This is a genomic window from Jejubacter calystegiae (assembly GCF_005671395.1).
GTDB lineage: Bacteria > Pseudomonadota > Gammaproteobacteria > Enterobacterales > Enterobacteriaceae > Jejubacter > Jejubacter calystegiae.
On sequence record NZ_CP040428.1, the window covers coordinates 4,576,968 to 4,600,768 of the forward strand.

Annotated in this window: 20 protein-coding genes; 1 reads left to right on the forward strand and 19 read right to left on the reverse strand. The window is 56.3% G+C overall.

Translation table 11 applies throughout. The annotated features are described in order from the left end of the window. Window positions 1-6: 6 nt before the first annotated feature. From wcaL to FEM41_RS21610, 19 genes are all read right to left on the reverse strand, one after another. Complete coding sequence (gene wcaL / locus FEM41_RS21520) at window positions 7-1,227, reverse strand: colanic acid biosynthesis glycosyltransferase WcaL (RefSeq protein ID WP_138098283.1); 1,221 nt, start codon at window positions 1,225-1,227, stop codon at window positions 7-9. Then, window positions 1,224-2,504 (reverse strand): colanic acid biosynthesis pyruvyl transferase WcaK, encoded by a 1,281-nt coding sequence (wcaK, locus tag FEM41_RS21525; protein ID WP_138098285.1) that lies wholly within the window; start codon window positions 2,502-2,504, stop codon window positions 1,224-1,226. Before wcaK ends, wcaL begins: the two co-directional genes overlap by 4 nt. Before the next feature lie 103 nt (window positions 2,505-2,607). Further along, window positions 2,608-4,101: an MOP flippase family protein gene (locus FEM41_RS21530; RefSeq protein WP_138098287.1), complete on the reverse strand. Its 1,494-nt coding sequence runs from the start codon at window positions 4,099-4,101 to the stop codon at window positions 2,608-2,610. Window positions 4,102-4,110: 9 nt separating this feature from the next. Continuing rightward, window positions 4,111-5,505 carry an undecaprenyl-phosphate glucose phosphotransferase gene (gene wcaJ, locus FEM41_RS21535; RefSeq protein WP_138098289.1) on the reverse strand — a complete coding sequence of 465 codons (1,395 nt, stop codon included), beginning with the start codon at window positions 5,503-5,505 and terminating at the stop codon, window positions 4,111-4,113. Window positions 5,506-5,581: 76 nt separating this feature from the next. Beyond that, entirely contained in the window at window positions 5,582-6,964 is a 1,383-nt protein-coding gene (gene cpsG, locus FEM41_RS21540) for a colanic acid biosynthesis phosphomannomutase CpsG (protein WP_138098291.1), read from the reverse strand. A 93-nt stretch (window positions 6,965-7,057) separates the two neighbouring features. Then, on the reverse strand, window positions 7,058-8,494 hold the full coding sequence (cpsB, locus tag FEM41_RS21545; protein WP_138098293.1) for a mannose-1-phosphate guanyltransferase: 1,437 nt from the start codon (window positions 8,492-8,494) through the stop codon (window positions 7,058-7,060). 2 nt (window positions 8,495-8,496) lie between these two features. Continuing rightward, window positions 8,497-9,720: a colanic acid biosynthesis fucosyltransferase WcaI gene (wcaI, locus tag FEM41_RS21550; RefSeq protein WP_138098295.1), complete on the reverse strand. Its 1,224-nt coding sequence runs from the start codon at window positions 9,718-9,720 to the stop codon at window positions 8,497-8,499. Continuing rightward, the gene (locus FEM41_RS21555) at window positions 9,717-10,196 is read right to left on the reverse strand and encodes a GDP-mannose mannosyl hydrolase (RefSeq protein ID WP_138098297.1); all 480 of its coding nucleotides are present in this window, start codon (window positions 10,194-10,196) and stop codon (window positions 9,717-9,719) included. The genes wcaI and FEM41_RS21555 overlap by 4 nt, the downstream gene beginning before the upstream one ends. A gap of 2 nt (window positions 10,197-10,198) precedes the next feature. Then, the gene (gene fcl, locus FEM41_RS21560; protein ID WP_138098299.1) at window positions 10,199-11,164 is read right to left on the reverse strand and encodes a GDP-L-fucose synthase; all 966 of its coding nucleotides are present in this window, start codon (window positions 11,162-11,164) and stop codon (window positions 10,199-10,201) included. A 2-nt stretch (window positions 11,165-11,166) separates the two neighbouring features. Beyond that, entirely contained in the window at window positions 11,167-12,288 is a 1,122-nt protein-coding gene (gene gmd / locus FEM41_RS21565; RefSeq protein WP_138098301.1) for a GDP-mannose 4,6-dehydratase, read from the reverse strand. Between the two features lie 100 nt (window positions 12,289-12,388). Next, the gene (wcaF, locus tag FEM41_RS21570) at window positions 12,389-12,934 is read right to left on the reverse strand and encodes a colanic acid biosynthesis acetyltransferase WcaF (RefSeq protein ID WP_138098303.1); all 546 of its coding nucleotides are present in this window, start codon (window positions 12,932-12,934) and stop codon (window positions 12,389-12,391) included. 22 nt (window positions 12,935-12,956) lie between these two features. Further along, window positions 12,957-13,706, reverse strand: coding sequence for a colanic acid biosynthesis glycosyltransferase WcaE (gene wcaE, locus FEM41_RS21575; RefSeq protein WP_138099290.1), 750 nt, complete (start codon window positions 13,704-13,706; stop codon window positions 12,957-12,959). 11 nt (window positions 13,707-13,717) lie between these two features. After that, the gene (gene wcaD / locus FEM41_RS21580; RefSeq protein WP_138098305.1) at window positions 13,718-14,941 is read right to left on the reverse strand and encodes a colanic acid polymerase WcaD; all 1,224 of its coding nucleotides are present in this window, start codon (window positions 14,939-14,941) and stop codon (window positions 13,718-13,720) included. Then, on the reverse strand, window positions 14,916-16,133 hold the full coding sequence (gene wcaC, locus FEM41_RS21585; RefSeq protein WP_138098307.1) for a colanic acid biosynthesis glycosyltransferase WcaC: 1,218 nt from the start codon (window positions 16,131-16,133) through the stop codon (window positions 14,916-14,918). The genes wcaD and wcaC overlap by 26 nt, the downstream gene beginning before the upstream one ends. Beyond that, window positions 16,130-16,639, reverse strand: a complete 510-nt coding sequence (gene wcaB, locus FEM41_RS21590; RefSeq protein WP_138099291.1) for a colanic acid biosynthesis acetyltransferase WcaB — start codon at window positions 16,637-16,639, stop codon at window positions 16,130-16,132. The genes wcaC and wcaB overlap by 4 nt, the downstream gene beginning before the upstream one ends. Before the next feature lie 2 nt (window positions 16,640-16,641). Next, on the reverse strand, window positions 16,642-17,487 hold the full coding sequence (gene wcaA / locus FEM41_RS21595) for a colanic acid biosynthesis glycosyltransferase WcaA (RefSeq protein ID WP_138098310.1): 846 nt from the start codon (window positions 17,485-17,487) through the stop codon (window positions 16,642-16,644). Between the two features lie 85 nt (window positions 17,488-17,572). Next, a complete protein-coding gene (gene wzc / locus FEM41_RS21600) occupies window positions 17,573-19,735 on the reverse strand; it encodes a tyrosine-protein kinase Wzc (protein ID WP_138098311.1) in 2,163 nt (720 codons plus the stop codon). 2 nt (window positions 19,736-19,737) lie between these two features. Continuing rightward, window positions 19,738-20,181 carry a low molecular weight protein-tyrosine-phosphatase Wzb gene (gene wzb, locus FEM41_RS21605; protein WP_138098314.1) on the reverse strand — a complete coding sequence of 148 codons (444 nt, stop codon included), beginning with the start codon at window positions 20,179-20,181 and terminating at the stop codon, window positions 19,738-19,740. A 6-nt stretch (window positions 20,182-20,187) separates the two neighbouring features. Further along, complete coding sequence (locus FEM41_RS21610) at window positions 20,188-21,321, reverse strand: polysaccharide export protein (protein ID WP_138098316.1); 1,134 nt, start codon at window positions 21,319-21,321, stop codon at window positions 20,188-20,190. A 740-nt stretch (window positions 21,322-22,061) separates the two neighbouring features. Between FEM41_RS21610 and FEM41_RS21615 the strand changes: the two genes are divergently transcribed. Continuing rightward, entirely contained in the window at window positions 22,062-23,648 is a 1,587-nt protein-coding gene (locus FEM41_RS21615; protein ID WP_138099292.1) for a TerC family protein, read from the forward strand. Window positions 23,649-23,801: the final 153 nt, after the last annotated feature.

Here is a 23,801-nt window from a genome sequence, read left to right on the forward strand (position 1 = left end):
GTGGGTTTACAGCGTCTGCAGCAGACTGGCCAGCTCGCGATAAATGCGCTGCTGGTTAAATTCGTTTTCGACCTTTTCCCGGGCGCGCTTAAGCATGGCGCCCAGTTCCTGCTGTTCCACATCGGCGAACTGCGCTAACCGGTCGGCCAGGGCGCTGGCGTCATACTCCGGTACCAGCCAGCCGGAACGATTGGCGTCAATCAGCTCCGGAATACCGCTGTGCAGCGTGGAAACCACCGGAATCCCTACCGCCATGGCCTCCATCAGCGCCACGGGAATACCTTCCATATCGCCATCGGCGCCGGTCACCGAAGGCAGCAGGAACAGATCGGCTTCGTCGAGCATCGCCTTCACTTCGTGATTGGGCTTAAAGCCCGGCATCACCACATACTCTTCCAACTGGAACTGTTCAATCATGGTGCGCAACCGGCGCTCCCAGGGGCCGATGCCCAGGATATGGTAACGGAAATCAACGCCGCGCTCGCGTAACAGGCGGCAGGCCTCAATGGCCACATGCAGCCCTTTTTTCTCGGTCAGGCGCGCCACCGAAATCATCTTCAGCGGCTGACCCGGAGCCTTCAGGGGGCGCAGGCTGAATTTCTCCATATTCACCCCCATGCGCGATACCGCGATCTTCTCCGCCGGGCAGCCCATCTGCTGCAGGCGGCTGGCCCACAACCGGCTTATAGGCAGCATCAGGTCGCCGCGGTTAAACAGTTGCTGATACTCCGGGGTGTAGTGATTCAACACATCGCGGTGCGACACATCAACCCCATGGAATACGGTGGCGATTTTGCCGCGCAGCAGCCCGAGCTCTCGCAGCTTGGCAGCGGTGACCCCCGCCGGTCCGAAGTGGGCGATAAAGACATCGGCGCTCAGGGGCGACGGCTGGCGGCCACAGATGGCGGAAAGAATCATATTGCGCGACTCGTCGCCATAGCGACCGAAGTTCAGCGCCCGCCAGGTTTGCAGGCGCCCGATAGCGCGCAGGGTGTTCATCGCCCGGCTCTTCAGTTTAGCCAGCTTGCCGTTGGGTTCATCCAGCAGCCAGGTGGTTTTTTCGCCCAGCTGATAGTGGTCGAATACCGCGTGAGTATTGGTCATATCGCCCTTGTGAATGGCGACAATTTCCACCTCGTAACCCATATCGATAAACGCGGCTATCTGGTTCAGTACGAAGGTTTCCGACGCTACCGGGAATCTCAGCAGGAAGAAACTAACCTTCATTTCGCCCCCCGGATACGTTCCAGTACCGAGGCCACCATCTTCATACCGTCCTCGCGCTCGCGCTCCACGGCACGGGTCAGCTTGTCGTTAATGGCGGGCAACTGACCGAGGGTGTCGGACACCATGCCCTGCAGGGAGCCATCCAGCAGGTGACGGATATCCACCGCCATCTCAGGCATCCCCAACTGCTGCATAATCCCGGCGGACTTGTGCTCGTAGTTAAGCGCGATGGCTGGCGTATTAAAGTTCATCGAGATAATGGCAGAGTGCAGACGGGTGCCCACGGTCAGGTCGCAGGCGCCCAGAATTTTACCCATTTCCAGGTCGTTGAGTTCATCCATCACCACGTGGAAGCGTTCCGGGCGGTCGACCAGTTGCGCCAGCTTCAGGGCCACCATCCGGTCATCCTTGTTATAGCTGTCGATGCCGGTACAGGTGGAAAGCGCCAGCACCTGGTAGCCCTGGTCGATGATTCGATTCACCACACCGGCGAACGCCTGCTCATAGGCCTGCTGAGTGGTGCCCAGCCGCTTGTCGAAGGGCGACAGTTCGCGCAGAGTAATCGCAACGGTCTTGTCGCCCCGGGCTTTGTCCAGCCAGTGCTGTACTGCGTAGCTGGCCACAAAATCTTCGTCGTGATGGGCCACCAGCCAGGCGGTATCCACCCCCTGCTCCACTTTACGGGTGTCGATCTGGCTTTTTTCCATCAGATCCAGACTGACCCGCTCGCGCAGAATCAGGGCTTCGCAGCGGCCGAACACGTAGTTCGCCAGTTGGTTAAACTGCGGGTCCTGGAACGGGCCGACGCTGTGACCCACCATAAACACTGGCTTGTTGGCCATAAAGCTGCACAGCGCGTGTTCAAACTGCGGCGCGCCGTAGAGATCGACAAAGAACGAACCGCCCACCTGAATAATGGCGTCATACTGTGTGAGTTGCGCCGTGAAGTTGGTAAAACCTTCCGGCAGAGAGATATTGCGCAGGCGCCCGCTTTCGGTCACTTTCGCCAGTAGCACCTGGTGCTGATAGCGGCGGCGCAGCACCTTTTTTACCCGGCCCACTAAGCCTGCGGCGTTATTAAGGCGGCGGCGCTGTTCAAACAGCGGATCGCCCAGTACTTTCTGGCCCAGCAGCCAGGTTGAGCTGGTTGGGAAGCGGCTCATCACATCAATCTCCGCTTCGGGAGCAAGCTGGTTCATCGCGTCAATCAGGCCACGCAAAATGGCGCCATCACCGCGGTTGCCGCAGGTGTGGTTGCCCAGAATCAATATTTTCATTCTCTGACCTCTAAACAGGTTCTTCAACTGATGCCCTCACCCCAACCCTTTCCCAAAGGGAGAGGGAGTTGGTCGGCGTAAACTTGTAACAACAATCGTCCCCTCAGGGCTTTTCTCCCTCTCCCCCCTGGGGAGAGGGTCGGGGTGAGGGGAAAAAGGGCAGATGCCGCTTAAGCTCCACCACCAGCGGATGGCGCGACAAAATCAGCGCAGCGCCAAAGGCCAGCCCGCCCGCGATAATCTGCAGCGCCAGCAGCGCGCCCAGCGCCATCTGCCCCTTCAGCGCCAGACCCAGCCCGTAGCTGACGACCAGGGTCGGAATCGACAGCCGGAACGGCAGCCAGATGCTGAGGATGTAATCGCGATAGCTGGAGCCCAGCACCGGCTTAATCATCACGAAGTAGCTCAGGATGGTGTTGATCACCTGCACCGTCAGGAAGCCCAGGGTGACGCCGAGCGCCCCGCCAAATTTGCCGCCCAGGATAATCGCCGGAATAAACAGGAAGATTTTGAACACGTTGAACTTAAAGCTGATATCCACCCGCGCCTTGGCCATTAGCAGCGAGCCGATAGGATTACCGATAGCGCGCAGCAGCCCCACCACGCACAGCAGCTGCAGGATCGGGATAATAAAATTCCACTTTTCGCCAAACACCAGCGGTACGAAGTTATTCGAGACCACCATCAGCCCCAGCAGCGCCGGGAAGTTAATAATCCCCACCAGCGACAGCAGCTTAAAAAAGTTGACCCGCAGCTTATCGATATCGTCCTGAATCTTGGCGAAGGCCGGAAACAGCACCCGGGTAATGATGGGGTTCAGCTTCATTGGCGGTACCACTGCCACGTTCCACGCCAGTTGATAGCCACCGGCGACTGCGGCGCCCAGAATACGCGCCAGTACCAGGGTCGACAGGTTGGTATTGATGTAGTTGATGATACTGTCGGCGGTCAGCCAGGCGCCGAAGCGCAGGTTGGAAGAGACCGACGAAATCGCGAAGCGAAAGCCCGGGCGGTAGATCTTACGACCAAACCAGCCGAACAGCGCGGTACGCACTGCGGTGTTGACCAGATAACCGAGGATGGCGGTCAGCGCCAGCGGCCAGAAGTGGGCGCTGATAACCGTAAAGCAGAAGCCAAACAGCACCGACAGGGTTTCGATAGCGCCTATCTTGTTAAACTCCAGCTCTTTCTGCATCAGGGCCCGGAACTGCTGGCCGTGGGGGATCAGCACAAAGGCGAAGGAGAGCGTCTTAACCAGCAATGCCAGATCCGGGTTATGCAGCATGGCGGCAATAAAGTCGCTCAGCAGAAAGACGCTGATAAACACCACAATACCCAGCCCAACGTTCAGCCAGTAGAGCGTGGTCAGCTCGAGATTGCCAATCTCCTTACGCTGAATAATCGAGTTGGCAATCCCGAAGTCGGAAAGGGTATCCGCCAGGGCGATGATCACCAGCGACACCGTCAACAGACCGAACTGATGGTTGTCGATAATCCGCGCCAGTATCGTCATTTGCACCAGCCCCAGACCGATGATAATCACCGTGGAGATGGCGGACCACTTGGCGCCGCTGATGGTTTTTTCTCTGAGACTCACAGGCACCCCTTAATAGGCCGCTTTATTCACAAAGCCTTTAAAAATGGTCAGGAACACAATCTTGATATCGAACCAGAGGCTCCATTCACGGATGTACTCCAGGTCATACTCAACCCGCTTTTCCATTTTCTCCAGGGTGTCGGTTTCGCCGCGCCAGCCGTTGATCTGCGCCCAGCCGGTAATGCCCGGTTTCACCTTATGGCGCAGCATGTAGCCTTCGATCAGGGAACGATACTGCTCATTGTGGGCCACCGCGTGGGGCCGCGGCCCGACGATGGACATACCGCCCATAAAGACATTGATAAACTGCGGCAGCTCATCGAGCGAGGTACGGCGCAGGAAGTTGCCCACCCGGGTCACGCGCGGATCGCCTTTCGTGGCCTGCGTCACAACGGCGTCGTTTTCCATCACCCGCATCGAGCGGAACTTCCACACCTTAATGGCTCTGCCATCCATCCCGTAGCGGGTCTGGCGGAAGATAATCGGGCCGGGAGAGCTCAGCTTGACCGCCAGCGCAATGGCGCACAGCACCGGCGAGATCAGTAGCAGAATCAGCGACGACAGCACGATATCTTCGATCCGCTTGATGATGCGGTTGACTCCATTGAGCGGAGTATCAAACAGCGGCACCACCGGCACCCCGTTCACCTCGTCGGTACGGGAATGCAGGATATTGAAGGTAAAGACGTCGGGGATCAGCATCACCGAGCAGGTGGTATCGCTCAGGGAGCGCACCAGCTTACGGATGTGAACCTCATCTTTCATCGCCATGGCGATATAGACGTTGTGGATCTTGCCAGCCCGGGCGTCTTCTACCAGTTGGTCGAAGTTGCCTGCCCAGGAGGGCGGTACGCCGCCGGGATGCGGATCGTGATACACCCCCATCACCTCGAAGCCAAGCCACGGCTCGTTGCGGAAGCTTTCCATCAGTTCGGCGCCCACCGGCAGCGTGCCGGCAATCGCCACCCGACGGGTGTTGTAACCGTGGTTGCGCATCCATCCCGCCCCATAGCGAATGCAGGAGCGGCACACCACCAGACCGGTGCTGGACAGCAGATACCAGCTAAGCCAGATACCGAAGCTGGCTTTAAAGTCATCGTTAAAGGCCAGCAGTCCGGCGCTGAATACCAGACTCAGGGTCCAGTTCTGTAGCAGCATCAGCAGTTCTGTCGAGATCCGCACTCCGCGCCACGAGCGGTAAAAGTCGGTGATCCCGCCAATCATCTGGAACACCACCAGAGTCATCAGGGCCATCAGCAGGTAGACATAAAAGAAGGGTAGCGCGTTGATCCGGCAGACCAGCCACAAGCCGACAAACATAATGCTGATGTCGGAAAACCGCTGCACCATAGAAATTAACGATGCATTGGTCTTAGATCGCTCACGCTTTTTTAGAGTCGTCATCGTTGTTCCTGTATTTTGCCTTACGCGGCAGTTAACGACCTCTTCCCGGCCCTCCCCCTGGAGGGCCGGGGGGAAACTATCGCAGCTCCGGGCCATTCAGTAACGCCACGATCTCTTCAGTACGGGCCGCCATCAGTGCACGATCGGCACGGGACTCCACGTTCAGACGCACCACCGGTTCGGTGTTGGAGCTACGCAGGTTAAAGCGCCAGTCGCCGAAGGCCATGCTCAGCCCGTCGGTGTAGTCCACTTCTTGAGCTTCATCGATAAAGCGCTGCTTTACCCGCTCGATGGAAGCCGCAGGATCCGCCAGTTTGCTGTTGATTTCGCCGCTGGCCGGGAAGGCCGCAATGCGCTCTTCAACCAGTGAACCCAGGGTCTTACCCTTCAGGCACAGCAGTTCCGTCACCAGCAGCCACGGGATCATGCCGCTGTCGCAGTAAGCGAAGTCGCGAAAGTAGTGATGGGCGCTCATCTCGCCGCCGTAAATGGCGTCTTCGGCGCGCATCCGCTCCTTAATAAAGGCGTGGCCGGTTTTCGACATCACGGGTACGCCGCCTGCGCCGGTCACCACATCTTCGGTGTTCCAGCAAAGACGCGGATCGTGAATGATCTTCGCCCCCTGCTCTTTTTCCAGGAAGGCTTCCGCCAGCAGGCCGACAATGTAGTAGCCTTCAATAAACTGCCCTTTTTCATCGAACAGGAAGCAGCGGTCGAAGTCGCCGTCAAAGGCGATCCCCATATCGGCGCCGTGTTCAATCACCGCATTGCTGGTATCTGCCCGGCATTCCGGCAACAGCGGGTTGGGGATACCGTTCGGGAAGTTACCGTCCGGCGTGTTGTGCACCTTAATAAAGGAGACCGGCAAATTCAGCGCCTTAAAGCGTGCTTCGATAGCATCCACCACCGGGCCCGCCGCGCCGTTACCGGAGTTAATCACCAGTTTCAGCGGCTTCAGGTTAGCGGTATTGATGTAAGAGAACAGATGATCGATATAAGCGTCGCGCAGGTCGAGCTGCTTATAGCTGCCGCGGCGTGACTCGTCGACCGGCGGGAAGTCGTTAGCTTCCGCCAGGCGCTGGACATCGCGCAGGCCGGTGTCACCGCTTATAGGACGAGCACCCTTGCGCACCAGTTTCATGCCGTTGTAATCCATCGGGTTATGGCTGGCGGTCACTTCAATGCCGCCGTCCACGCCCAGATGGAAAGTGGCGAAGTAGATCTCTTCGGTGCCGGAAAGACCGATATCCAGCACATCCACCCCGGCGTCCTGCAGCCCTTTCGCCAGCGCCAGCTTCAACGCCTCGCTTGTCAGGCGCACGTCGCCCCCCAGCACAATGGTCTGCGGTTTCAGGTACTCGCCATAGGCGCGGCCAATGCGCCAGGCGATATCCTCGTTCAGTTCATCCCCAAGTCGGCCACGAATGTCGTAGGCTTTAAAGCAGGTTAGTTTGGTCATCGTTATTTTCCCTTATTCTGGCAACACCCACCCGCTCTCCCGGGCCAGGGAGAGCATGCAGGCGATTTTTATTGGGGTCCCCGGCCTGGGGCGTCAGACGCGTCCGTAGCGATCCTGGAATCGCACGATGTCATCCTCTTCCAGGTAAGAGCCGGAGCGTACTTCAATCAGTTCCAGTGGAATCTTGCCGGGGTTTTCCAGGCAGTGGGTCGCCCCCAGCGGGATATAGATGGACTCGTTTTCGCCCAGCAGGCTGACTTTATCGTCGATGGTGACCTGCGCGGTCCCCGCCACCACAATCCAGTGTTCGGCGCGATGATGGTGCATCTGTAGCGACAGACCTTCTCCCGGCTTCACGGTGATTCTTTTCACCTGATAACGCTGACCGGCGTCGATGGAGTCATATTTGCCCCAGGGGCGATAGACTTCGCGGTGAATATGATGCTCATGACGGCCGTCGGCCTTAATGCGCTCCACCACTTTTTTCACGTCCTGCACCTGATGGCGGTCGGCAATCAGCACCGCGTCCCGGGTCTGTACCACGACCAGATCCTTCACGCCCACGGTGGTGACCAGGCCGGATTCGGCGTAAACGTAGCTGTTTTCCGAACCATGGCTTATCACATCGCCGTGGTGAACGTTGCCCTCTTCGCTGCGCTGGCTGATTTCCCACAGTGACGACCAGGAGCCAACATCGCTCCAGCCTGCGTCCATCGGCACCACTACCGCATCGGCGGTCTTTTCCATCACCGCATAGTCGATGGACTCATCCGGGCAGGCGAGGAACGCTTTTTCATCCACCCGCACGAAGTCGAGATCGGGATCGCAACCGGCCATCGCCTGTTCGCAGGCTTGCATAATATCGGGACGATACTTCGCCAGCTCTTCCAGATAACGACCGGCGCGGAACAGGAACATGCCGCTGTTCCAGTAGTATTCGCCGCAGGAGACATAGCCTTCGGCGGTAGCCAGGTCCGGTTTTTCCACGAACTGCGCCACGTCAAAGGCCAGGGCGTCAGCCTCCCGATCGCACACTTCACCGCGGCGAATGTAGCCGTAGCCGGTTTCCGGTTGATTCGGCACAATGCCGAAGGTCACCAGCTTGCCGCTTTCGGCAAACGGCATCGCTTCCACCACCGCATTGCGGAAGGCCGCTTCGTTGTCAATCATGTGGTCGGCGGCCAGCACCAGCATCAGCGGGTCCTGATCCGGGCTGCTGCGGCGCGCCGCCAGCGCCGCCAGGGCGATGGCCGGAGCGGTATTGCGCCCGGCGGGCTCCAGAATAATGTTTTCGGTCAGCTTATTTAGCTGACGCAGCTGTTCGGCGACGATAAAACGATGTTGCTCGTTGCAGATAACCACCGGGCTTTCACAGGCCACGCCGTTCAGGCGGTTGATGGTGGCCTGCAGCATGGTGAGTTCGCCTTTCAGGCACAGGAACTGTTTGGGATAGAGCACCCGGGAAAGGGGCCAGAGGCGGCTACCGGAGCCCCCCGCCATGATCACCGGATAGAGTTGTGACTGACTCATCGTTATCCCCGTATATCAGCAATAAATTGACTTAACACGCTCTCTTTATCGAGCATGCGTTCGGCATATTCACGTGCCACCGTGTTCTGTTTTGGCATTAACAGGCAGGCTTCGATACCTGCGCTCAGAGCATCCACCGATTCCGGCTCTACACAGGCCGCGATACCGGGATGCTCCAGGCACAGCTGCCCCAGTTCGGTGGGCGCTTCGGCTGTAATCACCGCATTGCCTCCCACCGCCAGAATATTGGTCAGCTTCGACGGCAGTACCGCATCGGCTGCGCCGCGGCGCTGAATCACCAGATGGCAGTCGGCCATCTTGAGTAGCGCAGGCAAATCTTCATAAGGCTGAAGCGGCAGGAAACTCACGTTATCCAGACCGTAATCGGCCACCATCTGCGCCAGCCGGGCCTTACCGCCCCCCTGGCCGACAATCACAAACTGCCAGGGCCGGTCGCTGTGGCGTTTAGCCACTTCAATCACATTCTCCAGCCCCTGCTTTTCACCGATGTTGCCGGAATAGAGGATGATTTTTTTCTGTTCATCCAGCCCCAGTCGGTCGCGCAATGCATCGGCCTGCTCAGCAGTGACATCGTGAAAGCGCGCCACTTCCGACCAGTTGGGGAAGAAGATCACACGCTCAGGCGCCACCCCTTTTTCGATGGCTTTATTCATCATCGAACGGGAGATGGTGGAGACATGGTCTACGTTGTGCAGCCCGCTGCGCTCAAAAGCGCTGGCCAGCCGCGCGACCTTGCCGCCCTTCTCTTTGCCCGCCATACCCAGACCCAGCATGGCGTCCACTTCATAATCCTGAATATGCAGCACCGTACGGGCACCGGTAAGTGCAGCCAGCAGCCGCATCCCCGGGGTGCAGAACAGGGTCGGCACCACGCCGATGATCCGGTCCGGCTTCCAGCGCCGCTGGGCCAGCAGCGGAAACAGGGAGCTCAGGGCAAAACTGCCCAGGTGAACCAGCCGCTTCAGGGTCGAAGGCTGCTTCGGCACATACATCGGGCAGCGCCAGACAGTGGCCGTCCCCTGCTCTTTTCGATATTTCCAGCCCGAGTAGTCAGTACGCACCTGCCACTCCGGGTAATAAGGCGGTGCGGTAATCACCCGCACCTCGTGGCCCTGGTCAGCCATCCACGCCACCATCTCACCGGTGTATTTGCCAGTACCGGTCAGCTCCGGGGAGTAGTTAATGCCGTAGACCAGAATCTTCATAGACCGGGAACCTCGCGCTTGCGCTCTTCCAGGAAGTAAGCGCGACTGTTGTCATGGACCTTATCGTTCTCAACCAGCGCGTCCGGTAACAGCCAGCGATAGTCGTTATGCTGTTCGGTGGGCAGTTGCAGCTCGCCCTCCTTCACCGTCAGCCGGAAACCCAGCACGATGTAGTGGGTCGAAAAGTCACTTCCCGAAAAGTTGTCGTCGTAGAAGTGCTGCCAGACCCCATAAAAGCGTCCCTCATCCAGGGTAAAGGCTTTGCCCAGCTCATTCAGGGTCAGACGCCCGAAGGCGGAACTCAGCGTTTCGTCCTTCTGTACGCGGCCGCCCGGTACAAACCAGTAACCCTGTGCCGGGCGGTTGTTACGCCGCCCAACCAGGAACTCCCCGCGTTCATTCTCCACGATCAAATCGATGGAGATTAACGGCGTGCTACGCACCACTGTGGCGAAATCCGCCTCGCTCAGGAACATCCTTACCCCCGGAACCGCTGCTGGTTTTCGAGGAACCACTGATAGGTGCTGGCCAGTCCCGGCTCCAGACCAATTTCATGGAACCAGCCCAGGCTGTGCAGGCGGCTGACGTCCGACAGCTTGCGCGGCGTGCCGTCCGGCTTCGAGGCATCGAACACGATGCGGCCGCGATAGCCCACCACTTTGGCCACGGTCTGGGCCAGCTCGCGAATGGTGCAGTCCACCCCGGTGCCGACGTTGATATGCGACAGCATCGGCTCGGTGTTCTCCTGCCACACTTCGCGATCCAGCTCCATCACGTGGATGCTGGCTGCCGCCATATCGTCCACGTGCAGGAATTCGCGCATCGGCGTACCGCTGCCCCACACCACCACGTCCGGCGCATTCTCCCGGGTCGCCTCGTGAAAGCGACGCAGCAGCGCCGGGATCACGTGGGAGTTGCTCGGGTGGAAGTTGTCGTTCGGTCCGTACAGGTTGGTCGGCATTACCGAGCGATAGTCCCGGTCATACTGACGGTTGTAGGATTCGCACAGCTTAATACCCGCGATCTTGGCGATAGCGTAGGGCTCGTTGGTCGGCTCAAGCGTGCCCTGCAGCAGTTCGCTCTCCTTGATCGGCTGATTGGCCATCTTCGGATAGATACAGGACGATCCCAGGAACAGCAGCTTATTCACGTTGTGGCTGTGGGCCGCGTGAATGATGTTGCTCTCGATCATCATGTTCTGGTAGATGAAGTCCGCCGGAAAGCTATTGTTGGCGACAATTCCCCCCACTTTGGCCGCCGCCAGGTAAACCTGGTCGATGGCCTCGCGGGCAAAGAAAGCGTCCACGGCGGCGCCGTCCAGCAGATTCAGCTCGTCGCGACCGCGCAGCACCAGCTCAACGTCCCCGCGCTGCTCCAGCTGGCGGACGATGGCCGACCCCACCATTCCACGGTGGCCGGCCACAAAGATCCGTTGTTTCGTCATGCTCAGGACTCCAGCGCGATGGCCACCTCATAGCCGTGAGACTTCAGCAGCGAGTGCTTCTTCGCGGCTTCGAGATCTTTAGCGACCATTTCGGAGACCATCTCCTGCAGGGTGGTTTCCGGTTTCCAGCCCAGTTTTTCGTGCGCAAGGGTCGGATCGCCCAGCAGGGTTTCCACTTCCGCCGGACGGAAGTAACGCGGATCGACAGAGACAATCACATCGCCCGGCGCCACGCCCGGTGCGTCATGACCGGTGACCGATTCAACGATGCCTTTTTCATCCACGCCTTCACCTTCAAAGCGCAGTTTGATGCCCAGCTTCGCCGCCGCCATTTCCACGAACTGACGTACCGAATACTGAACGCCCGTTGCGATAACGAAGTCTTCCGGCTGCTCCTGCTGCAGCATCATCCACTGCATTTTCACGTAATCTTTGGCATGGCCCCAGTCACGCAGGGAGTCCATGTTGCCAAGGTACAGGCACTTCTCCAGACCCTGAGCGATGTTGGCGATAGCGCGGGTGATCTTACGGGTCACGAAGGTTTCGCCACGGCGCGGAGATTCATGGTTGAACAGAATGCCGTTACAGGCGTACATGCCGTAGGATTCACGGTAGTTGACGGTGATCCAGTAGGCGTACAGTTTGGCGACCGCATACGGAGAACGCGGGTAGAACGGCGTGGTCTCTTTCTGGGGGATTTCCTGCACCAGACCATAGAGTTCAGAAGTGGAAGCCTGATAGAAACGGGTTTTCTTCTCCAGACCCAGGAAGCGGATGGCTTCCAGCAGGCGCAGGGTGCCGATGGCATCCACGTCCGCGGTGTATTCCGGCGATTCGAAAGAAACCGCGACGTGACTCATAGCGCCAAGGTTATAGACCTCGTCCGGCTGCACCTCTTTCAGAATGCGGGTCAGGTTAGAGGAGTCGGTCAGATCGCCATAGTGCAGGTGGAACTTCGGGTTGCTGGCATGGGGATCCTGATAAATGTGGTCGACGCGCTCGGTATTAAAGGAGGACGCGCGGCGTTTGATACCGTGCACTTCATACCCCTTCTCAAGCAGTAATTCAGCCAGATAAGAGCCATCCTGCCCGGTTACGCCGGTAATGAGAGCCACTTTACTCATAAAATTTTATCCTCTGTATTATGTCGGGCTATGTCTTAGCGCCAGGCTCGACATTGAGCCGTGAGTGTGCAAAAACCCTGGTTTTTTCTACGCCGTTTATTTATTCCGGCGTTCGATTGCGTACTACCTGCGCCGGGTTGCCCCGACAAATGGCGTTGGCCGGCAGCGACTTAAATACGCTGCTACGGGCCCCCACCACGGTGCCGGCGCCAATTTCAACGCCGGGCGCGACGAAGACATCCGTCGCCAGCCAACATTTCTCGCCAATCACAATTGGGGTGGCGTTAATATCGAAATGCTCGCTCATATAATCGTGACTGCCGGTGCACAGATAACATTTCTGTGAAACCACGGCGTTAGCGCCGATGGAAATATCGCCCAGGTTGTATAACACCGCGTCGTCGCCTACCCAGACATAATCGCCAAGGGTTAATTTCCACGGGTAGGTAATTTTCACCGATGGGCGAATAACCACATTTTTTCCAATTCGTGCGCCGAACAGCCGTAATAAAAAAGCGCGCCACCGATAGAGTATTTGTGGGGACCATGCAAATAGCGTTGCCTGTACCGCCCACCACAGTTGAACCTTAATAGGGTGCCCTCCCCGGAAGCCTTTCGGCACCGAGAATCCGCTTAACTCCTGCATATTATTTCCTTATGCTGTGCGGTTATGCCTTGTTATACAGCGCCTTAGCTTTACCGGTGGTCCGTAACCGAAATTGATATGAAATTTCAGCCAGAAAACCAGGTACCCGCAATATCCGACGCTGTACTTTTTTAGCATCGCGGCATAATTCAAGATTATTCGAGGTCGAGACGCCGCCCATAGAAAATTCAGATACCAGCCCTTTGAGGCGTTTAAAGGGGTAGCCCTCTTTATACATTCTGGCGGCCAGCGCGTAATCGGAAGAGACTTTATATTGCAGATCGTAGGGATATTGCTTAAGCCCATTCACCGGGAAAAAAATCGCCTGATGGCTGGCGGGCAGGCTGTGGTATATGTACCAGCCGCTTTTAGCGCTACGACGCACTTTATTACCATCGCCGAAATCCAACAGCGCATCGCCAAGATACATGGCGCGATCCTGTTTTTGCTGCGCCAGCTGCTGCGCCACTTCGCCGACGTTCTGGTGGAAGACATCGCCGGAGTTCAGGAAGATGGCGTAACGCCCACGAGACATCGCAATGCCCTTGTTCATGGCGTCATAGATGCCGTTATCTTTCTCGCTGAGGTAGCGTAACTGGTACTGTCCGTTCAGGTTTTCCAGAAATTCGCGGGTACCGTCCTGCGAGTCGCCATCTACCACGATCCACTCGAACTCGATCCCCGGGGTATCTGCCAGATGAGCCAGCGACTGCCAGGTTTTCACCACCCCTTCATAATTTTTCCAGGCGACAGTAATCACGCTTAACAGAATCATATCTGACCTCATAAGGAGTCTGTGTTGTTTAACGCTTTACGCAGAATAAACGGACAGACGATTAAGAACGCATATTCCGGACTAAATATTGAGCCGGTAAAAAACAACGACAATGGCATAAACAGCCAAAGCTGTACGCGGAAGTTCTGGTTATTGCCAAAGGCTCCGCGGAACATTTTTACAATCCGTGCCATATACCAGGCAGTAAGAATAATCGCAAACCATGAAAAATAGATGATTAGCAGATACAGCCCATTGTCTATGGTTTTACCGACGTCCGCACCGTTAAAAATTCCGAATGATGCGACATATTCGTAAAGAGAACCAAATCGCACTACACCATCAATATTGGTCAGGGAGTATCCGACCATCACCAGCGGCCCGACAATACGATAGTAAGATGACGATCCTTCGGTCCCTAAATCACCAATACGGTCAGCAATATACGGGAAACCAAATACCAGCCCGACCATAAAGGCCCCTAGCGAAATAATCGCCAGCGGTAACTTCTTCCTTATTGCGTTGGCATTCAGGTACTTAAAGCCCCACTCCAGCAGATAGAACATAATAAAGGTCATCACCCCGGAGAAAGACCCTGAAAGAACTATGCCTAACAAAATCATAGCATCAGTCTTGGGGGTTTTGATACCGAACTGCTTTACGCAAAGCCAAATTGAGATTAATGCCAATGCAAAGAATGCGGGTTCAAAATAGAGCGCCGTAGTACGTTTCCCGCCGAATTTAATAAAATTCAGAACATAGCTATTACTGTATATCAAATAACCAGAGATTGTTTTAAGCAGGCTACTTCCACCAGTAAGGATAATCTCAATCATCTCTACCGCAGCGATACTCACCACAATGCCGATAACGATATAGAACATTCTCAACAATTTGCGATGGTTACGCTGTGAAACCGTCTTAAAGCGAATGCTCCAGGTCATCCCGATAATGATGACGATATAGACGAACAGCATTGTCGAGGTGACATACTTACTGGCATCCAGCGACTGGCCGAAGATGTAGTTGAACAACGTCAGCCCGGCGCCGATACCCAGTGCTATCATCAGCTTTTTCAGGCTGATGCGTTCCATAAACAGCAGCAAAATAACCGGCAGAAAGGTCACGATGGTGACAGGGAAGCTTTCACCCAGGTTAACCAGCTTAACGTTAACCAGCAGATAGATAATGGGTAACAGCAGGTAGCTACAGACTCTGATAGAACGAGACATACTCCTCCAGCATCTGTTTTCCGCTATAGGCCTTGCGCGATTCGGCCATAAACGCCGCAAGGTCGCAGTCAAAGACTGCCTGGGCCAGCTGCGCCTTCGGCAACTGGGCCAGCGCCGCCACCTCTTGCGCGCTAAAGGTGCGCCCGCCGGTTCTGGCCAGCACTTCACGGGCGGCGTCGCTGTGGGTGGCGATAACAGGTACCCCAATCGACAGCGCTTCACACAGAATCAGCGGATAGTTGTCCACCCGCGAGCTGAACACCAGAGAATCCATCTGGTTCAGCTCGCTCATCAGAGCGCGCTTATCGGTCATAAAACCGTGGTTGATCACGTTCGGTCCTTCAAAGGGCGAGAACTTGCCAAAGGTGTGCAGCTCGATTTTATCGCCCAGCGCCATCAGCTCGCGCACCAGCTTCTGATCGGTTTTCCCGTCGTAGCGCAAATCGTGCGCCACCACGGCGACTTTCGGCGCCCCCTGCCCCGGAGCCACGGCGGGTAGATCCGCCAGAATCGCCTCGGTGGCCACGTCGATACCGTTGTTAATCACCTTACAGCGCCCGGCGCCATACAGGCTGTTAAAGGCCTCCGCCACGTGGTTACTTGGCGAAATAAAGCGGCAGCCCAGACCCAGCATGCTGCGAAACAGGTCGCGCTTTTCGCCCACCAGACTGGCGGCGCGATCCACCTTTACCGGCGGATAGTTGGTCAGGGTTGGACAGGCGCTACAGCCGCTTTTCCAGCCTTCGCAGCCATCGGTAAAAGCGCAGCGACCGGTAACGCTCCAGTGATCGTGCAGCGTCCAGACCAGGGTCACGTCAGGCTTATGGCTCTTCACCTTCTGGCAGAACGCCACCACCTCTTTCAGGTTGAGCCAGTAGCTGTGCAGCACGTGGAAATGCAGCACCACCGGCCCTTCGCTGCGCGTCACCGTGCGATAAAGGTTATTCAGATTGCCGAACGGGTCGCGGTTAAGGAAACGAAACAGCACAATATTGGCGACAGAGACCAGACGCGGCGTGTGTTTGACTACGTCCGGGTAGTTGTCATGGCTGACGCTGTTTTTGCCGCCTTTGCCGTAGCCGTATATAAAGCGTGAAGAAAGACCCGCTGCCCGTGCCCGCTGATGAAGGTCAAGCGCCACACCGGCCGCGCCGCCTTCTGCAAGGCGCACATTAAATTGTAAGATATTCACTTCACTACCTTTACTCTGGCCTTATCGCCCATCACCACCGCATTGTCCGGCACGCTGTCCAGCACCAGGCTGCCCGCGCCGATAACCACGTTATCGCCGATAGTAATAGGACCGATAAGCATCACGTTGGCGCCCACTTCGACATGGTTACCGATCACCGGTCGCGACTGACTTTTATCACGACCGCCAATACCGCCGCGCCCGCCAATGGTCACGCCATGGCGAATGGCGAAGTCATCGCCAATAACGGCAAACTTACTGATGACCACGCCGTAGCCGTGATGAATGGTAAAGCGACGACCGATAACTGCCGCGGCCTGAATTTCGTAACCAAACAGGCATTCGGTCAGTAAGCGGTACATAATCAGCACCGGCGCGGCCCACAGGTTGTTCAGGACGTTTTTCTTACGCCAGACCGAGCAAAAATGGGCGATACGGTAAGAAACCACCATGAAGCACGGGCGCGGATTCCAGGAGTTAGCGCGTAAATCTTCCAGTAAATGCATCATTATTTCCCTATAAAGCCCTGAGCCATGCGCTTGGTGTTACGCAGCGACAGCAGCGCCATGCAGGTACGCAGGGACATCCGCTTGTTGCGAATCGTATACAGCGTATACAGCTGATACTTACGACTGCCGCGGTCGAATTTGTCTTTATGCTTGCGATAGAAATTAAAGTAGCCGGCAAATTTCTTGCGCGAGGTGCCGATCTTTAAACCACCGTGGTTAACGTGCAGTACCTGGGTGGCTTCTTCCACTTTCCAGGGGGCGCCATTGTCCACCACCAGGCGCAGGAAGGCGTCGTAATCCTGGGCTGCAGGCAGCGTGACATCGAACAGACTGGCCTGAAAGCGTTTGGTATAGGTAAAGATCTGGTTGCCGATAATATTGCGCTTAAAGAACTGCTTTAGGGTAAACGGCGTTTTGGGGTATAGCGGCAGGCTGGCCGGCTGAGAATAGACCTCGCCTCTGCACACATAGTCGTTGGCATACAAAAAGGCGTGGGTCACCAGCTGATGCCGGTGTTCCAGGAACACCGAGAGCCGGTTCGGCGTCCATTCGTCGTCGTCGTCAATTCCGGTAATAAATTCGCCTTTCGCCTGCAGAATCGCCTGGTTGCGCACCGCACAGGCGCCGGAGTTAATCTCGTTGTGAACGTAGGTCACCCGGGAGTCGTTCAGCTCGCTCACAAACTGCTGCAACTGCTCATAAGAGGAGGAGCAGTCATCGACAATGATCATCTCCCAGTTATCGTAATCCTGGCGCAGCACCGATTTAATGGCGCGAATGGCCAGTTGCTGACGATTCCAGGTAGGCATATAGATTGAAACCAGAGGACGCGTTTGATTGACCATTTTTTATCTTTTCCTCAAATCATATTTGCCGTCAGGGCCGCCCCAAAGCGCGGCCCCACTGATGCCCTGGCGTTCGGGCAGAAACTCAGCGGCTCTCTGACTTGTACTCATACTCGTAATAGCCATAGTCCTGGTAGCCGGAAGCCCGACGGAAGACGGAGTTCAGAATCACGCCGCGAACCTTGATGCCGTTCTGTTCGAAGCGACCGACGCTGGTTTCCACCTCTTTCAGGGTGTTCATGGCATAACGCGCTACCACAAGCGTCGTGCCCGCCAGACGACCCACTACGGCGGCATCGGTCACCGCCAGGATCGGCGGGGTATCGATAACCACCATGTCGTAGTGCTGACTGGCCCACTTCACCAGCGCTTCAAAACGCTCGCTCATCAGCAGCTCGGAAGGGTTCGGCGGCACCTGGCCGCGCGGTACCAGGTCAAAGCCCGGAATGGAAGTTTTCTGAACCGCGCTGGCAATGTCCCCCTGCCCGACCAGCAGGTCAGACAGGCCATGGGCATTGGTGGTGCCCAGCAGTTCATGGGTATAGCCTTTACGCATATCACAGTCGATCAGCAACACCCGCTTATTGGTCTGGCTGATCACCGCCGCCAGGTTGGCCGCCACAAAGGTTTTACCGATGGAGGGGCTGACCCCGGAAAGCATCAGCACATTATTGCTGGACTGCATCATGGCGAAGTGTAGGCTGGTACGCAGGCTGCGGATCGCCTCGATGGCGAGGTCGGTCGGATTGCCCACCGCCAGAAGCTGGCTCTGCTTGTAGCGCTTCTCGCCCTTGATGGTCTTAACGGTATCGCGCTCTTTCTGCCAGTCGGAAAGCGGGATGCTGGCATAAACGTTGAGGCCCGCATCTTCCAGCGCCTGCGGACTTTCGATACCGCGGTTCAGGATGGCGCGCAGCAGTACGCCGATAATCGACAGCATCAGGCCCAGAATAATGCTGCCCAGAATCACCAGCGCCGACTTCGGCTTCACCGCGCCCGGCTGGGTAATAGCCGGATCGACGATACGCACGTTACCCACGGTGCTGGCTTCGGTGATCTTCAGCTCCTGCTGTTTATTCAGCAGTTGCATATAGACCTGCTGACCGGACTCCACGTCGCGGGTCAGACGCACGATCTCCTGCTGGGTCTGCGGCATATCGCTGATACGCGAATTCAGCTTCGCTTTCTCATCTTCCAGCACCCGACGTTTTTCCAGCAGAGTGCGGTAGGCCGGGTGGCGTTTGGTATACAGCTTGGAGATTTCGGCTTCTTTAAAGGTCAGTTCGTTAAGCTGGGCATCGATATTCACCACCGAATCAAGTACCGATTTGGCCTCCAGCGGCAGATCCACGGAATCTTTGTTCTGACGGTAGGCGTTAAGCTTGTTTTCCGCCTCGTCCAGATGGCCGCGCACCTCCGGCAGCTGTTTATCGAGAAATTTCAGGCTGTGTGAGGCTTCAGCCGATTTACGCTCGATGTTCTGCGCCTGGTAGTTACGGGTGATGGCATTCAGAATGTCACGAATCTGATCGCGATCCTCACCGGTGAAGGTCAGGGTCATCACGCCGGTATCCTTACCGCTTTCAGTCACGCTCAGGTTACCCTGCAGCGATTTAATCATGCCCAGCGTGGAGTATTTGGTCACGGTGAAATCGCTGCCTGGCGAGGCGTGAATGGCGTCTATCTTCATGGTCACGCCATCTTTGTTCAGCGGTTTGCCGACTTCGCCGCGGGCGCTGAAGCCGTCGTCGTTGCTCAGCAGATAGTGGGTGTCATCCACCACTTCCACGGTCCAGGTCTGCTTTGCTCCGCCTGCAGGCAGATTAAAAGTGGTGACCTTTACAGTGTCATCCTGACGGCCCATCAGACGGTCCCAACCGGCGCCGAACAGCGGAAAGTGGTTCTTCTCAACCGCGATATCCAGGTCGAGATCGTCTACGGTCTTGCCCAGCACCAGACGCGACTGAATCAGCTGCATTTCCGCCTCGGAGGCGGGGGGCTTGCTGTTCAGGGCGCTGTTGATATCCTGGACCAGCGAGCTGGTGGAGTTTTGCTCTATCTGTACCATCGCATCCGCGCTGTAGATAGGCGTAGCGAACATGACGTAAACGATAGCGATGGTCGCGAAGACCGCGGTGGTCCCCAGCACCCACCAGCGGGCCTCAATGACCGTACCAATCAGGCGGCCGATATCGATTTCATCATTGCCCTCAGTCGAGGCGGCAGAATGTTTTACTTGTTCTGTCATTGTTATCCCTGCTGAGCTGTCAGTGCTTGCGCCCACTTACGGGCAGAAAGGTCGAGAAGGTCGTATACCGCTTCAAAGGCCTCGCGGCTTTTGCGGAAGGGGTCAGGGATCTCACGCTCGTTATCCCAGTGCCCAAACAGCATCACCTTGCCGCGCATTTCCGGGGCAAGTTCGCACAGCGAGTGGATATGACGCTTTTCCATGGCGAGGATCAGATCGTAGCCACGGCACATTTTGCCGGTGACCTGGCGGGCGCAGTGGCCCTCCAGCGACAGGTCGTGCGCGCGGGCGATCTCCAGAGCGCTGGCATCCGCCTCCCGGCCAACCAGCGCGCCAAGTCCCGCCGACTCCACCGTGAGTCCGGGCTGATAGTTCTTGAGCAGACGCTCTGCCGTGGGGGAACGGCAGACGTTCCCCACACAAACCACAAGTATTTTGTTAAACATAAGGCGTTACCAGTTATGAATATCGCTAGCCGTATCGGTCATATAGCGGACACCGCTGATGGTCGGCAGCAGCTGACTGACCAGACGGTTCCAGCGAGCCACCGGTGCAGTGGTGACATAAACCACGTCATAAGGCTGCAGACGGAAGTTGGTCGCCATAATCAACGACGTGGCGTCGGACATATCCAGCTGGTAGACGCTGGCGATCTTGCCGTTGCGGTCGTTGTTCAACGGACGGATAACGAAGATGCCGGTGGCGTCGGAGGTGGTCATATCGATACCTTCCGCCGAGCCCAGCGCTTCGGTCAGGGTCATACCGCTGAAGTCCATCTTCAGGGTGCTCTGTTTCTTCACTTCGCCCATAACGAAGACTTTCAGATCGTCATTACGCGGTACGTAGAGAATATCGCCCGGATACAGCAAGTGGTTCTGGCTGAGGTCGCCATTCTGCATCAGCGCCTGCAGAGAGATGCGCTGCTCTTTACCGTTGTGGGTTAGTACCACATTGCGCCAGTCGGCGTTTTCGGTCAGGCCGCCCGCGGCGTTAATGGCGTCCAGTATCGTCAGCGGCACGTTGGTGATCGCCTGCTGGCCAGACTTCTGAACCTGGCCGGAAATATAGGCTTTCTGGGAACGGAAGGCCGCGACGTTCACGTCAACCTGGGGATCGGCGATATAGGAGGCAAGGCGACCAGTAATCTGATCGCGAATCTCCGCCAGGGTTTTGCCTGCGACGTGGACCTTACCGATATAGGGATAGAACACCGAACCATCGGCCTGGACCCAGTTACCGGTATCGCTTGAACTACGATACTGACCCGCCGGGGTGGTCAGTTCCGGGTGGTCCCAGACGGTGACGTTCAGCACGTCCCCAGGACCGACACGATATTGATAACCCGCGATTTCCTGTTCCAGTCCCGCATTCGGCTGCGCGACATTAGGACGCGGACGCAGCTGCTCCACCAGCCTTGGCGTTAACGGATAAACATTTACCATCCGGTCAACATCAAAATCTGAATCCTGCTGTTTGACAACATCTTTGCCGAACGTCGACATATTGCTCCCGGGCAATATGGTACAGCCGCTCATCAGGGTCACAGACACCAATAATGGCATCAATTTTAGTTTGGATTTCATCATTGAATATTTATCACTATGGCAGAGTCATTATCCTGAAAATAATAATCGTCGCTACGCTAAAGTTCCGATAAAGAATGCGGATTTTGGCACTGGAATATAAATGGAATCATTCCTAAAATTGGCCTTATCAAGCGTAAGTTATTGACAGAATAAGTGGGCTAATTGACCGGTTAAGGGACATGCTACCGCCCCTGGCTTTACAGCTACCAATCAACTGAGAGTCAGTAAGTTGTTGTTTATACCGCGTTAGCTGCCAGTCTCCAGGACAAGTCCCAGGTTGGCAAAATAATGAACATAATTTACTCAATAGAGAAATAACCGAGCAAACTTAATCCATGCCATAACGTTAATCGCCAAACGCTGAAATCGATTGTTGCAGCTAACTTATTACCAGGCAAGTTAACAGGTCGCGGTTATCACGTTTTTAAGAATAATATTAACTGCGCAATTTTTTGGTTTTAGGATTTTCTTTATATTGACATTAAGCAGCGCCATATACATCAACCATAATTAACAGATATTTCCCAGTAAATTCTCACTGGTATTAAGACAGTTACCTATAGCAGCCCCCTTGTTCACTTAATAATTCCTCATGGTAATTATCTGGTTATCGGGTGATTATGAAATGACCGCCCTTCTCCGTTTAAGATTAATCGCAGTATATAATTGCATTTGGCATCATCGCTCACCAGGATTACGATGTGACATTCGTCATACGTTATGAAGGTAGCCAACGCCCTATGGAATGGATCGCCGATCCCTCAATCTGGGCAGGGTTAGTCACCCTGATCGTTATCGAACTGGTGCTCGGTATCGATAACCTGGTGTTTATCGCCATCCTTGCTGAAAAGCTTCCTCCCCGCCAGCGCGACCGGGCCAGAATTACCGGCCTGATGCTGGCCATGCTGATGCGCCTGGTGCTGCTGGCCTCTATCTCCTGGCTGGTCACCCTGACCCAACCGCTGTTCCATATCAGGACGCTGAGCTTCAGCGCCCGGGACCTGATTATGCTGTTCGGCGGGCTGTTCCTGCTGTTCAAGGCCACCATGGAGCTGAATGAACGGCTGGAGGGCAAAGACCAGGAAGCGCCCAGCCAGCGACGCGGCGCTAAATTCTGGAGCGTGGTCGCCCAGATTGTGGTGCTGGATGCCATCTTTTCGCTGGATTCGGTCATTACCGCCGTCGGAATGGTGGACCACCTTGGGGTGATGATGGCGGCGGTGATCATCGCCATCAGCCTGATGATGCTGGCAAGCAAGGCCCTGACCAGCTTCGTTAACAACCATCCGACCATCGTGATCCTGTGCCTGAGCTTCCTGCTGATGATTGGCTTTAGCCTGGTGGCGGAAGGTTTTGGCTTCCATATTCCCAAAGGCTACCTCTATGCCGCCATCGGCTTCTCGGTGGTGATTGAGGCGCTTAATCAGCTGGCGAATTTTAACCGCCGCCGCTTTCTGTCGGCCAACTATTCGCTACGCCAGCGCACCGCCGAAGCGGTCATGCGCATGTTGAGCGGTAATAAGGAAGAGAGAGAACTCGACGGCGACGCGCTGGTGGCCGCCCAGGAAAACACAGAAGAGATTTTCGATCCTCAGGAGCGCATGATGATAGGCCGGGTGCTGAATCTGAATCAGCGCACCGTCAGCAGCATTATGACCTCGCGCCACGATATCGAATATATCGATCTGGGCGACCCGATGGATAAAATCCGTGCCCTGCTGGAAAAAAACCAGCACACCCGGGTGGTGGTCACCGGCGGTGAGGATAATCTGCTGGGCGTGGTCCACGTTATCGACCTGCTGGGGCAGGCGCTGCGTGGGGAGGCGCTGGACCTGCGGGCGCTGGTGCGCCAGCCGCTGGTGTTCCCGGAAACCCTGACGCTGCTTCCGGCGCTGGAGCAGTTCCGTAACGCTCACACCCATTTCGCCTTCGTGGTGGATGAGTTTGGTTCGGTAGAGGGGCTGGTGACCCTAAGCGATATTACCGAGACCATTGCCGGTAATCTACCTAATGAGGCCGAAGAGATCGACGCCCGTCACGATATTACCGCTAACCCGGACGGCAGTTGGACGGTGAACGGTCATATGCCGCTGGACGATCTGGTGCTTTATGTACCTCTGCCGCTCAGCGATAAGCGCGACTATAACACCGTGGCGGGTCTGCTGATGGAGCTGCTACAGCACGTTCCCTCGTCTGGTGAAGAGGTTCAGGTTGGTGACTATCTGTTACGCACCCTGGAAGTGGAAAGTCATCGGGTGCAGAAGGTGTTGATTGTGCCCCCTCACCCCGGCCCTCTCCCGGAGGGAGAGGGAGAAAACCCGCAATAACCCGGATCCTCTCCCTTTTGTGTGCGAGAGGGGCTCCAGCCAGTCCCCTCTCCCTTTTGTGTGCGAGAGGGTCTCCAGCCAGTCCCCTCTCCCCTTTGTGTGCGAGAGGGTCTCCAGCCAGTCCCCTCTCCCCTTTGTGTGCGAGAGGGTCTC